Annotated in this window: 12 protein-coding genes; 6 read left to right on the top strand and 6 right to left on the bottom strand. The window is 71.0% G+C overall.

Annotated elements, in window-relative coordinates; all coding sequences use genetic code 11:
* The first annotated feature begins 11 nt into the window (after positions 1 to 11).
* From pstS to pstB, 4 genes are read left to right on the top strand one after another with little or no spacing between them, the layout of a single operon-like run.
* On the top strand, positions 12 to 1112 hold the full coding sequence (pstS, locus tag RM779_RS05740) for a phosphate ABC transporter substrate-binding protein PstS (RefSeq protein WP_311616412.1): 1101 nt from the start codon (positions 12 to 14) through the stop codon (positions 1110 to 1112).
* 28 nt (positions 1113 to 1140) lie between these two features.
* Positions 1141 to 2085 (top strand): phosphate ABC transporter permease subunit PstC, encoded by a 945-nt coding sequence (pstC, locus tag RM779_RS05735; protein WP_077060658.1) that lies wholly within the window; start codon positions 1141 to 1143, stop codon positions 2083 to 2085.
* A complete protein-coding gene (pstA, locus tag RM779_RS05730; protein ID WP_311616410.1) occupies positions 2082 to 3158 on the top strand; it encodes a phosphate ABC transporter permease PstA in 1077 nt (358 codons plus the stop codon). The genes pstC and pstA overlap by 4 nt, the downstream gene beginning before the upstream one ends.
* Positions 3159 to 3197: 39 nt before the next feature.
* Entirely contained in the window at positions 3198 to 3977 is a 780-nt protein-coding gene (gene pstB / locus RM779_RS05725) for a phosphate ABC transporter ATP-binding protein PstB (protein WP_077060660.1), read from the top strand.
* A gap of 71 nt (positions 3978 to 4048) precedes the next feature.
* On the opposite strand, the gene RM779_RS05720 is transcribed toward pstB, so the two are convergent.
* The 6 genes from RM779_RS05720 to RM779_RS05695 form a co-directional block, all read right to left on the bottom strand.
* Entirely contained in the window at positions 4049 to 7330 is a 3282-nt protein-coding gene (locus RM779_RS05720) for a S8 family serine peptidase (RefSeq protein ID WP_311616407.1), read from the bottom strand.
* Between the two features lie 223 nt (positions 7331 to 7553).
* Positions 7554 to 8552, bottom strand: coding sequence for an inorganic phosphate transporter (locus tag RM779_RS05715; RefSeq protein WP_311616405.1), 999 nt, complete (start codon positions 8550 to 8552; stop codon positions 7554 to 7556).
* 7 nt (positions 8553 to 8559) lie between these two features.
* Complete coding sequence (locus RM779_RS05710) at positions 8560 to 9180, bottom strand: DUF47 domain-containing protein (protein WP_311616403.1); 621 nt, start codon at positions 9178 to 9180, stop codon at positions 8560 to 8562.
* Positions 9181 to 9288: 108 nt separating this feature from the next.
* A complete protein-coding gene (locus RM779_RS05705) occupies positions 9289 to 9624 on the bottom strand; it encodes a DUF2516 family protein (protein ID WP_311616401.1) in 336 nt (111 codons plus the stop codon).
* A 106-nt stretch (positions 9625 to 9730) separates the two neighbouring features.
* Positions 9731 to 10213 carry a hypothetical protein gene (locus RM779_RS05700; RefSeq protein ID WP_311616399.1) on the bottom strand — a complete coding sequence of 161 codons (483 nt, stop codon included), beginning with the start codon at positions 10211 to 10213 and terminating at the stop codon, positions 9731 to 9733.
* Between the two features lies 1 nt (position 10214).
* Positions 10215 to 10574, bottom strand: coding sequence for a helix-turn-helix domain-containing protein (locus RM779_RS05695; RefSeq protein WP_077060664.1), 360 nt, complete (start codon positions 10572 to 10574; stop codon positions 10215 to 10217).
* Positions 10575 to 10729: 155 nt separating this feature from the next.
* On the opposite strand from RM779_RS05695, the gene RM779_RS05690 reads away from it, so the two are divergent.
* The gene (locus tag RM779_RS05690; RefSeq protein WP_311616396.1) at positions 10730 to 11596 is read left to right on the top strand and encodes a phosphotransferase enzyme family protein; all 867 of its coding nucleotides are present in this window, start codon (positions 10730 to 10732) and stop codon (positions 11594 to 11596) included.
* A 122-nt stretch (positions 11597 to 11718) separates the two neighbouring features.
* Positions 11719 to 12675 (top strand): GlxA family transcriptional regulator, encoded by a 957-nt coding sequence (locus tag RM779_RS05685; protein WP_311616394.1) that lies wholly within the window; start codon positions 11719 to 11721, stop codon positions 12673 to 12675.
* Positions 12676 to 12778: the final 103 nt, after the last annotated feature.

Here is a 12778-nt window from a genome sequence, read left to right as displayed (position 1 = left end):
GACTGACGACAGTGAAGCTAAGGCTCGGCGCGGTGCTGGTCTCCGGCGCTCTGGTCCTCCTCACTGCCTGTGGAACAGACGACAACTCGGGCCTTCCCGGCGCGGTCGACTTCTCCGTGGAGAATCTTCGCTGTGCGCCCAGCGGCACGCTGCTCGCCTCGGGCTCCAGCGCACAGGCGAACGCGATGGAGGTCTGGGTGAACACTTACCAGGCCAACTGTGAAGACAGCCAGATCAACTACAAGGCGACCGGTTCCGGCGCCGGGGTGCAGGAGTTCCTCCAGGGCACCACGGCCTTCGCGGGCTCGGACTCGCAGCTGACCGAGTCCGAGGTCGAGGAGTCCCGGCGGGTGTGCCGGGACGGCGGCCGGGCCGTTCACCTGCCGATGGTGGCCGGGCCCATCGCCGTCGCCTACCAGCTGCCGGGCGTGGACGACCTGGTCCTCGACGCGGAGACGCTGGCGCGGATCTTCGACTCCGACATCCGCCGCTGGAACGATCCGGCCATCGCCGAGCTGAACCCGGACGCCCGGCTGCCGGACATCCCGATCACGCCCTTCCACCGCTCCGACGGGTCGGGCACCACCGACAACTTCACCTCCTACCTGAACGCCTCCGCCCCCGAGGCGTGGCCCTACGAGCCGGACAAGAGCTGGCGGGGCCGCGGCGGGCAGTCCGCGGACGGCTCCTCGGGCCTGGTCGGCATGGTGCAGCAGAACCCGGGGGCCATCTCCTACTTCGAGCTGTCCTACGCCCACCAGAACGATCTGGACACCGTGCGGCTCGACACCGGGGCGGACGAGCCGGTCGAGGCCACCGTGGAGAACTCCTCGAACGCCGTCGCCCAGGCCGACGTGACCGGCGAGGACGGCGACCTCGCCCTCGAACTCGACTACGCGACGCGCGAGACGGGCGTGTACCCGATCGTGCTGGTCACGTATGAGATCGTCTGCGACCGCGGGAACGACCCGGCGACCCTCGACCTGGTCAAGGCGTTCCTCACCTACACGGCCGGGGAGGACGGCCAGCGGGCGCTCGGCGAGATCGACTACGCGCCGATCTCCGACGACATCATCCAGCAGGTGCGCCAGCGCATCGACGCGATGGACTGAGGATCGAGGACGAGGACCGGGACCACTCATGCCGTCTCACACCAAGAGCACCGCCCGCCTCGGCGACCGGGTGTTCAGCAACCTGTCCAAGGGCTCCGGGATCGCCCTGCTGGCGATCATGGCCGCCATCGCGGTCTTCCTCGCGATCCGCGCGGTGGTCGCGATCCGGGCCAACGAGGGCAACTTCCTCACCACCTTCGCCTGGGACGCCAACGCGGACCCCCCGTACTTCGGCATCGCCGTGCTGCTGTTCGGCACGGTCGTCAGCTCCGTCATCGCGATGGTGCTCGCCGTGCCGGTCGCGGTGGGCATCGCGCTGTTCATCTCGCACTACGCGCCGCGCCGGCTGGCCGCCGGGATCGGCTACGTCGTCGATCTGCTGGCCGCCGTGCCGAGCATCATCTACGGCCTGTGGGGCGCCCTCTACCTGGTGCCGCAACTGACCGGTCTGTACGAGTGGCTGGACCAGTTCTTCGGCTGGACCGGGGTCTTCGCCTACGACGGCACCCCGGCCCGTTCGCTCATGACCGTCGGCATCCTGCTGGCCATCATGATCCTGCCGATCATCACGAGCGTCACCCGCGAGGTGTTCCTCCAGACCCCGAAGGCCAACCAGGAGGCGGCCCTGGCGCTCGGTGCCACCCGCTGGGAGGTCGTCCGGATGACGGTGCTGCCGTTCGGCCGCTCCGGCGTGATCAGCGCCTCCATGCTCGGCCTCGGCCGGGCGCTCGGCGAGACGATGGCGGTCGCGACCGTGCTGTCGCCGAGCTTCCTGATCAACGCGAGCCTGCTGGAGTCCGGCGGCGGCACGTTCGCGCAGAACATCGCCAGCCAGTTCAAGGAGGCGGGTTCCATGGGCCGGGACGCGCTGATCGCCTCCGGGCTCGTGCTGTTCCTGCTCACCCTGCTGGTCAACGGCGCGGCGCGGCTGATCATCGCCCGCCGCAAGGAGTACTCGGGAGCCAACGCATGAGCCGGCCCGAAGCACACACCGCCACCAGAGCCCCCGCCGTCGAGCGCGTCACGCTCCGGCCGCCTCGGCTGCCCAGCTGGTCCGTGGCCGCCCTGGCCGTCGGCTCGCTCGCGTTCGGCATCGCGATCGGCCTGATCGGCGGCTTCGAGAGCCGCGTGCAGTGGGGCCTCATCGCGGCCGTGGTTTTCGTGGTTGCCACGTTCTGGCTGTCCGCCGCGATCGAGGGCCGCCGCTTCGCGACGGACCGGATGGCGGCCATCCTCGTGTGGGCCTGCTTCATCGTGGCCGTGCTGCCGCTGGCGTCCCTCATGTGGGAGACGGTCGCCCGCGGCCTGCCGGGCGTCGACTGGTACTTCCTGACCCATTCGATGAACGGCGTGCTGAGCTGGCAGGACGGCGGCGGGATCTACCACGCCATCCTGGGCACGGTGCAACAGGTGCTGCTCGCCTCCCTCATCGCGCTGCCGCTCGGCCTGCTGACGGCCGTCTACCTGGTGGAGTACGGGCGCGGCCGGCTGGCCAAGGCCATCACCTTCTTCGTGGACGTGATGACCGGCATCCCGTCCATCGTCGCCGGCCTGTTCATCCTCAGCCTGTGGATCATGATGCTCGACTTCGGGTACTCGGGCTTCGCCGGCGCCATGGCGCTGGCCATCCTGATGATGCCGATCGTCGTCCGTTCCACGGAGGAGATGCTCAAGCTGGTGCCCAACGAGCTGCGGGAAGCCTCGCTCGCCATGGGCGTGCCGAAGTGGCGCACGATCCTGAAGGTGGTGCTGCCGACCGCGATCGGCGGCATCACCACCGGCGTCATGCTGGCCCTGGCCCGCATCGCCGGCGAGACCGCCCCGATCATCCTGCTGGTCTTCGGGAACAACATGATCAACGGGAACGCGTTCGAAGGCGCCCAGTCCTCCCTGCCGCTGTACGTCTACGAGCAGTGGGGCTACGGAACGGAAGCGGCGTACGACCGGGCCTGGGCGGCGGCGCTGGTGCTGATCGCGTTCGTGATGATCCTCAACCTGGCGGCCCGCGGCATCGCCCGCTGGAAGGCCCCGAAGACCGGCCGCTGACGAGCGCCGACGAGAGCGGAAGAAAGAGAAGCCCCCACCATGGCCAAGCGCATCGACGTCCAGGGACTCACCGCGTACTACGGCTCCCACAAGGCGATCGAGGGCATCACCCTTCAGGTGGAGCCCCGGTCCGTGACCGCGTTCATCGGCCCGTCCGGCTGCGGCAAGTCCACCTTCCTGCGCACGCTCAACCGCATGCACGAGGTCACGCCGGGCGGGCGCGTCGAGGGCAGGGTGCTGCTCGACGAGGAGGACCTGTACGGCCCCGGCGTCGACCCGGTGTCCGTGCGCCGCACGGTCGGCATGGTCTTCCAGCGGCCCAACCCGTTCCCCACCATGTCGATCTACGACAATGTGGCGGCCGGGCTGAAGCTGAACGGGATCAAGTACCGCAAGTCCGAGCTCGACGACATCGTCGAGAAGAACCTGCGCGGCGCCAACCTGTGGAACGAGGTCAAGGACCGGCTGAACAAGCCCGGCTCCGGCCTGTCCGGCGGCCAGCAGCAGCGGCTGTGCATCGCCCGCGCCACGGCCGTCGAGCCCGAGGTGCTGCTGATGGACGAGCCGTGCTCCGCGCTGGACCCGATCTCCACCCTCGCGATCGAGGACCTGATCGACAAGATGAAGGCGCAGTTCACCATCGTCATCGTCACCCACAACATGCAGCAGGCGGCCCGCGTGTCCGACCGCACCGCGTTCTTCAACCTGTCGGCGATCGGCGAGCCAGGGCGGCTGATCGAGGTCGACGGCACCGAGAAGATCTTCTCCAACCCCTCGGTGCAGGCCACCGAGGACTACATCTCGGGCCGCTTCGGCTGAGCCGGCCGGCCGGCCGGAACGCGCGGATGCCCGCCCCCTCCGGTGAGCGGGGGCGGGCATCCGCCGGTGGATCAGGCCGTGCGGTAGGCGTCGATGATCTCCTGCGTCACCGTGTTGCCCGCCGCGTCCTCGGCCGCCGCGCGCAGCGAAACCGAGCCGCCGGCCTCGGGGTTGGCGATCTGCACCGCGTCGCCCTCGACGGGCGCCTCGGTCCACGTCTCGCCGCCGTCGGCCGACCAGGAGACGGTCAGCGAGGCCAGTTCGCCGTCCGCGCCCGCGCCCTGCACGGTGACGGGAACGGTCACCGTCTCACCCGCGGGCGAGGTGCTGTCCAGCGCCAGCTCCGGGGTGAAGCGGACCACGGTCGCCGGGACCGGCACCGGCCCGTCCTCGGGGCCCGCCGCGGAGGTGAACGTGTGCGAGACGGTGATCTCCGTGCTCACCGACGCGACCGGCAGGGGGCCGGCCGGGTCCCGGGAGACCGTCGTCACCAGCTCGTACTCGGCTTCCTCCGCGGGCAGTTCGAACTCCACGACGTCCAGCAGGTCGTCCGCGGTCGCGAACTCCTCGCCGTTGCGGTACAGCGTGGTGCTCGCGCTGTCGTACGCGCTGTAGCCCAGGTGCCCCGCGCCGTCGGAGAACGGGCGGATCGTGCCGTAGAGGGTGTCGCCCAGCCGGTACAGGCCGTCGTCCGGGCCGAGCGCCGGGCCGAAGACGCCCACGTTGAACGTCGCCTCGTAGGTGCCGCCCGCCTCGTACGCCGTGAAGTCGGACGTGCCGCCCGCGACGCTGAACGCCTCCGGGTCGGTCTGCATGAAGTCCTGGAGCCACTCCCCGCCCGCGGTGTCCACGAACACCTCGGTGGTGCGCGGCAGCGCGTGCTCGGTGGCCGAGGCCCACCCGATCTGCGAGGAGGCGGTGAACAGCACCCCGGTCCGCTCCGGCAGCGAGGCGCCCTCGTGCGTGGTGATGGACGCCAGGTCCGCCGCCTCGGTGTGGTCCGTCAGGCCGGTGTAGAACGAGCCTTCCCGCAGGTCGGCGGCGTGGTACTCGACGCCCTCGCGTTCCCAGGCGGCGCCCGCGTAGCCGGAGACCGACCAGCCGGCGCCCGGCTCGCCGAGCTGCGCGGTGCGGAAGCCCTCCGGCAGCCCTGTGGCGTTCCACGCCGAGTCGAACGAAATTTCGCCGTTCTGCCCCAGCTGGTAGCCGACGGTCAGGTCGCTCTGCACGGCCTCCTCGTCCGGAACGGTCATCACGACCTCCTCGGCCGTCGAGGCGTCCACGGCGATGGCCGTGTCCTCGGTCAGCGTCAGGCCGGGCTGCACCAGCCAGTCGACGCCGGCCATCTCGCCCGCCTCGTCGCTGACGAAGACGCTGGCGTCCACCTGGTAGTCCCCGGCGGGCAGCCGCACCGTGCCGGTGCCGCCCGTGCCGGACACGTCGTGGAACTCCTGCGTCTCCAGGTCGATCACCGTGGCCCACCAGTCGGTGGCGGGCGCGCCCGAGCGGTCCGTGGCCTCGATGGACAGCTCGAACTTCTGCTCCTCGCGGTCCACCGCCCCCGCCGTGCGGACGGTCTGCCCGGCGTCGCCGGTCGCGGTGATGTACGTGCTGTACGCGCCGTACAGCTCACCGCCCGGCGTGGTGTCGGCGGTGGCCTGCACCGTGGCGGTGCCGTGGGCGGGCACGGTGACCTCGGTGGCGCTCAGCTCGAACATGCCCTCGGGCGCCGCGTTCCCCTCGGGGTCGGTGCCGGTGGCGGACAGCTGGAGGGTGACGTCCGTGTCACCGTGGTTGGTGTACGTCAGGTCCCGCGCCACGGGCTCGGCGTCCTCGTGCGGCCACGGAACGGTGCCGAAGCTGAGGGACACCGGGTCGGCGGTGACCGTCTGGCCGAGCGCGGCCGGCACGTCGATGCGGCCCGAGCCCTGCTGGAACGCGCTGTAGCCGTCGCCCGGCTGCGCCGACGAGGTCAGCGCGGCCTTGATCTGCTCGCCGGTCCACTCCGGGTGCGCCTGCGCGAGGAGCGCGGCGGCACCCGAGGCGTGCGGGGTGGCCATGGAGGTGCCGGAGATCGCGACGTAGCCGTCGGCGACGGGCTCCCCGTACTCCCAGATGGCGGCGCCCTCGGCCCCGGCGGCGCCGATGTCGACGCCGGGCGCGGTGACGTCCGGCTTGACGGCGCCGTCGCGGGTGCGCGGGCCCACGGAGGAGAAGTCGGCCAGCACGTCGGACTTGTCGACCGCGCCCAGGGTCAGGGCGGCGTCCGCGGTGCCCGGCGAGCCGATCGTTCCGGCGCCGGGGCCGCTGTTGCCCGCGGCGATCACGAAGAGGGCGTCGGACTCGGCGGAGAGGTTGTTGACGGCCTCTTCCATCGGGTCGATCTCCGCGGTGGCGAAGCCGCCGAGGCTCATGCTGACGACGTCGGCGCCCTGCTCGACGGCCCACTCCATGCCCTCGATGATGTCCGACTCGAAGCCCGAGCCGCTGTCGTCGAGGACCTTGCCGTTCAGCAGCGCGGCGCCGGGTGCGACGCCGCGGTAGGCGCCGTCCGAGTGGGCGCCGGTGCCCGCGGCGGTGGAGGCGACGTGCGTGCCGTGGCCGTCGCGGTCGCCCGCGTCCGCGGACTCGGAGAAGTTCTGTTCGGCGACGACCTGACCGGCCAGGTCGGCGTGCTCGCCGCTGACGCCGGTGTCGAGGACGGCGATGGTGGTGCCCTCGCCGTCGTACCCGGCCTCCCACGCCTCGGGCGCGCCGATCTGCGGAACGCTCTCGGTCAGGGTCTTCGTCGCGATGCCGTCCAGGGCGATGGCGGCGATGCCGGGGGCGGCGGCCAGCGGCTGGTCGCCCTCGGCGGGCTGTGTGAGCGTCTCCCACATGGCCGCGACCCGCTCGTCGGCGACGGCGAACGCCTCGCCGTTGATGGCGTCGAGCGCGGTACCGCCGGTGTCGTTCAGCGCCCGGGGGCGCTCCTCGTCGTAGGTGACGATGAGCGGGAGCCCGTCGGCGGAACGGTACTCCTCGCGGCTCAGCTCGGTGACGTTGAACAGGCGGCGGTCCAGCGTCCCGTTCTCCAGTAGCGGCAGCACGTCCGCCGGCAGGACGTGGGTGAACTCGCCGCTGTTCAGCACCCGGACCGGTACGGACTCGCGGCCCGGGGCGCGGACGAGGCCGGTGACCTCGCCGTTCGCGTCGAGCACGACCCGGTCGCCGGTGATCAGCGTGACGGACACGGCACCGGCTCCGGCGCGGTCGGCCGCTTCGGCCGCGGCCGCGGCCGCGGGGCCGGTGGCCGCGGGGCCGGGGTCCGCGGCGGCCGGGCCGGTGGCCCCCGCCGCCAGCGCCGCCGCCACGACGGCCCCGGCTGCGGCTGTCGTGGCACGCGATATGCGCGTTCTTCTCGGTTTCTTCGTCAACTTTCCCCCTGGAAAGTGGTGTGGGGAGGGGGGAGTCGTCCACCCCCTCCCGAATCCTGTCCGGGGGACCGGCCGCGGATCCGCGCGGTGGGCGGGGGGATGGGTGAGGGGTTTGTGAACCAGTGGGGTGCGGCTCAGGCGAAGGGTTCAGGCGAAGGGTTCAGGCGAAAGCGAAGTGGACCAGCACGTAGCTGACGGCGGCCACTCCGGCCGCGGCGGGCATGGTGATGAACCAGCCGAGCACGATGTTCTTGGCCACCTGCCAGCGCACCGCGCTGAGCCGCCTGGTCGCGCCCGAGCCCATGATCGCGGCGGTGATGACGTGCGTCGTGGAGACCGGCGCGTGGAAGATGTACGAGGCCGCGTACAGCACGGACGCGGCCGTGGTCTCCGCGGCGAAGCCGCGCGGCGGGTCAAGCTCGATGATGCGGCGGCCCAGCGTTCGCATGATGCGCCAGCCGCCCACGTAGGTACCGAGCGACAGCACCCCGGCACAGGTGATCTTCACCCAGACGGGGATGCCGCCGCCCTCCTCCTCGACGTCCGCGATGACCAGGGCCATCACCACCACGCCCATCGTCTTCTGCGCGTCCTGGAGCCCGTGCCCGAGGGCCATGCCCGCGGCCGAGACGGTCTGCGCCATGCGGAAGCCGCGCTGCGCGCGGTGCGGATTGGCCCGCCGGAACGTCCACAGGATGGCGACCATCAGCAGGTAGCCGACGATCAGGCCGATGACGGGGGACAGGAACATCGGCAGGATGACCTTCGTCAGCACCCCGTCCCAGTACACCGTGGAGGTCCCGGCGAGCGCGGCGCCCACCAGGCCGCCGAAGAGGGCGTGTGAGGAGGACGACGGCAGGCCCAGGTACCAGGAGACCAGGTTCCACACGATGGCCCCGACCAGCGCGGCGAAGAGGATGATCATGCCCTCGTCGCCGGTGGGCGCGTCGATCAGCCCTTCGCTGACGGTCTCGGCGACCTCCTGGCCGAGGAACGCGCCGGCCAGATTCAGACAGGCGGCCATCCCCACCGCGACCCGCGGGGTCAGGGCGCGGGTGGAGATCGACGTCGCGATGGCGTTGGCGGAGTCGTGGAAGCCGTTCGTGTAGGTGAAGAACAGCGCCGCGCCGATGACGACGACCAGGGAAAGAGTCTCCACGGCGTGCTCAGGACTCCTTGACCACGATCGTCTCCACCGTGTTGGCCACGGACTCGAAGGCGTCGGCCGCCTCCTCAAGCACATCGACGATCTGCTTCAGCTTCATGACCTCGATGGCCTCGTAGCTGCCGTTGAACAGATGTGCCAGAAGTCTTCGGTGGATCTGGTCCGCCTGGTTCTCCAGGCGGTTCACCTCGATCCAGTACTCGTTCAGATTGCGCATGGTGCGCAGGTGCGGCATGGCTTCCGCGGTCAGCTCCGCGGCGCGGCCGAGGACCTCGATCTGCTGCTCGACACCCTTGGGCAGCTCGTCGATCTCGTACAGGACGACGAGGTCGACGGCCTCCTCCATGAAGTCCATGATGTCGTCGAGCCGCGAGGCGAGGCGGTAGATGTCCTCCCGGTCGAACGGGGTGATGAACGACGAGTTCAGCTGGTGGAAGATGGCGTGCGTCGCGTCGTCCCCCGCGTGCTCGGCCGCCCGCATCCGGTCCGCGATCTCCACGCGCGTAGCGGGATCGGCCCCGAGCAGCTCCATCAGCAGTTTCGAGCCACTGAGAACATTGTCGGCGGCGGTGGCGAACAGTTCGTAGAAGCTTGTCTCCCGGGGCGTCAGGCGAAAGCGCACGGCAGTTCCTCAAGCGTTCATCAGCGGGTGTCCCCGTCGATGCTAGGGCAGAATCAAGCCACGGCTAACCCCCGCCGTGCGGCCAGGACGCGCTCCGTGGCCGGTGCGCTACCGCCCGCCGTTGTACGGCCCGTACGGACCGTCGCTGCTGCTGCTCCGGCCGCCACGCCTGCCGCCGGACACCGACTGGAGGGCCGGGCGGACGTCCACGAGGTAGACGATGGTCGCGATGGCGCCCGCGAGCACCAGCAGCAGCCACGGGATCAGCAGCTGCACCGCAACCGTGACGCCCAGGATGACCAGCCAGAACGGCTTGGTCTGCTTGTCGGCCGCGCGATAGGCGTCCTCGCGCTGGAGAGCCGCGTTCACCAGGGCGTAGACGCTGAGGATCAGCAGCCCCAGGAAGATGAAGCTCACGATCGAGCTGAATCCTTGCAACAGCATCCTGTCACCACCATGTCGGTACGCTGACGTCCCTACCCACGCTACCGGCCGGGATGCCGGGTGCGTAATGTCTGCTGCCTCCCGGCCGGCTGCGCCGCCCGCGCGGTCACGCCCGCGGGGGCATCTTCTTCGGCGGAGTCTTGCGGGGCGCGGTCTTCCTGGCCCGCGGCTTCGGCGACTCGTCGGCCGCCTCCGCCGCGCCGGGCTCGGTCACCGGCTCCGTAACGGGCTCGGTGACGGGCTCCGTAACGGGCTCGGTCACCGGCTCGGCGCGCTTGACGGTGACCCGCGTCTCGGGCTCGGCGGTCTCGCGCCGGCGCTCGACGACGCTCTTGCCGCGCTCCGCGAGCCCGTCGTACGCCTCGCGCGCCTTCACCGCGTACTCGAGCGCTATCCCGACGCCCTGGAGCGCCGCGCTCTGTGCCTGCTCGCGCAGCTTCGGCAGCCGCTCGGGCGCCTCGGCGCGCAGCCGGTCGAAGGTGGCGGGCAGCTCGCGCAGCTTCTGCGCGGCGAGATCGGCCGTGCCGGCGGCGAAGTAGACGGGCGTGGTGCTGGTCAGGGTTTTGCGAAGGTCGTCCGTGATGGCCATGTCAGGGGTTCTCCTTGCGGAACGAGTCGTAGATCTGGAGCAGCGCCTGCTGCTGCTGCTCGGTGAGCCCCGGGTCGGCGAGCACCGCCTCGCGCACCCCGGGCGGCTGCCCGGCGCCGTCCTCCTGCCCCCGTTCGTCGAGGATGCCGGCCTGCACGTACAGCGTCTCGGCGGAGATCCGGAGCCCCTTGGCGATCTGCTGGAGGATCTCCGCGCTCGGCTTGCGCAGCCCGCGCTCGATCTGGCTGAGATAGGGATTCGACACGCCGGCGGCCTCCGCGAGCTGCCGCAGCGACAGCTGCGCCTGACGGCGCTGCTCCCGCAGGAACGCGCCGAGATCACCGACACCGAGCGAAGCCATGTCTCCAGCGTGCGACATTCCGCTAACTATTGCAAGCGACCGCTTACCAGCGCGAGCACGGCCCCGAAGCGACCGGCTGTGTGCCGGGCCGCGACGGTTGGCATCGGGCCAGGCCGGCTGGCATCGCCCTCGCTCGTCTGTGCCAGGATTCGGAGATGGAGATGACCGACATCACGCGCGCGATCGCGGCTGCGACGTCGGCCGCCGCATCGCTCGGCCTGCCGGTCAGCGGCGCGACCGTGCTCCACAACTCGAACAAGCTGGCACTGCGGCTGACGCCGTGCGACGTCTTCGCCCGGGTCGCCTTCGTGGGACAAGAGGTCGCACAGTTCGAAGTCGAGCTCGCCCAGCGGCTCGCCGAGGTCGGATGCCCGGTGTGCCCGCTGGAGCCCCGGGCGGACCCGCGTGTGTATACGCGCGACGGCTTCGCGGTGACGCTGTGGACCTACTACGAGCCGGTGACACCGCACGTCTCACCGGTCGACTGCGCCAAGGCGCTGGAACGGCTGCACGCCGGCATGCGCAAGGTCGATATGCCGAGCCCACGGTTCACGGACCGGATCACGGAGGCGGAGGCAGTCGTTGCCGACCCGGCTCGCTCGCCGGAGCTCGCCGACGCGGAACGCGTCTTCCTCGGCGGCAGACTGGCAAGCCTGCGACGAGCGATCGAGGAGCGCGGCGCCGCGGAGCAGCTGCTCCACGGCGAGCCCCATCCGGGCAATGTGCTCAGCACGGAAGACGGCCCGTTGTTCATCGACCTTGAGACGTGCTGCCGTGGGCCCGTCGAGTTCGACCTCGCCCATGTCGCAGAGGCGGTCTGCGAGCACTACCCGGACATCGACCAAGGGCTGCTGGACGAGTGCCGGCAGCTCGTCCTCGCGATGGTCGCAGCGTGGCGTTGGGAGCTCGGCGACGAGTTTCCGAACGGGAGGCTGTTCGGGGAAGAGCTTCTGCGCGTGCTGCACGACGGTCCTCCTTGGCCGACACTCGACACGGTCACCAGGCGACTGGACGGCCCATAGGAAGCGCCGAACGAGACCGTCGCCGTTGCAACCCGCCGCGCGAAGGTCAGGGAACCCGTCGTGGTCGTCCACGACCGGTGGCCGCGGGGTGCGGGGCGATCCGGCCCCGTACCCTCTCCACCGTGCCAGCCTCCCGCCTGCATCGTGTCGCCGTTCTCGTGCTCGAGGGTGCGAAGCCGCTCGATGTGGGGATTCCGGCGCAGGTTTTCACGACCCGCGCGAGCATGCCGTACGAGGTCCGGGTGTGTGGTGCGGCGCCCGGCCTCGTGACCGGCGGCGACGGGCTGTCGTACGACGTCGCCCACGGTCTCGGCGCGCTTGCGTGGGCCGACGTCGTCTTCGTACCCGGCTACCGGTTCCCGGACCGGGACGACCCGCCGCGGGCCGTCGTCGACGCCCTGATCGCCGCGCACGATCGCGGCGCGCGGCTCGCCGCCATCTCGACGGGCGCCTTCGCGCTCGCCGCCACGGGCCTGCTCGACGGCAAGCGTGCCACGACGCACTGGCACTACACGCGGGCGCTCGCGGCACGGCATCCGCTCGTGCACGTGGACGAGAACGTGCTGTTCGTCGACGAGGGGAACGTGCTGACGTCGGCCGGTGCCGCCTCGGGCATCGACCTGTGCCTGCACATTCTGCGCGGCGACATCGGGGTGGCCGCGTCGAACCACGCCGCCCGGCGCCTCGTCGCGGCCCCCTACCGCAGCGGGGGCCAGGCGCAGTACGTGCCGCGCAGCGTGCCCGAGCCACTCGGTGAACGGTTCGCCGCCACCCGCGAGTGGGCGCTGCACCGGCTCGGCGGGCCCCTCACCCTGGAAACGCTGGCGCGGCACGCGGCGGTGTCGCCGCGCACGTTCTCGCGGCGCTTCGTGGAGGACACCGGGTACACGCCGATGCAGTGGGTCATGCGCGCCCGCATCGACCTGGCCCGCGAGCTGCTGGAGCGTTCGGAGCGCAGCGTCGAGCAGATCGCCGCGGATGTCGGTCTCGGCACCGGCGCCAATCTGCGGTGGCACTTCCAGCGGGTCCTCGGCACGACGCCGAGCGAGTACCGGCGCACCTTCACCCGGAGCGAGTGACCCGCCGCACCGCCGCACCCGTGGCGAGATCCTTGGGCACCGTGGCGATCACGCCGCTGTCGCGGCCGGACGCGGCGCGCGACATTGGTGGCGAACTGGCGAA

Source organism: Streptomyces johnsoniae (genome assembly GCF_031845565.1).
GTDB classification, from domain to species: Bacteria; Actinomycetota; Actinomycetes; order Streptomycetales; family Streptomycetaceae; genus Streptomyces; species Streptomyces johnsoniae.
Note: the sequence above shows the minus strand (reverse complement) of the source record. Positions and strands in the feature narration are given on the sequence as shown.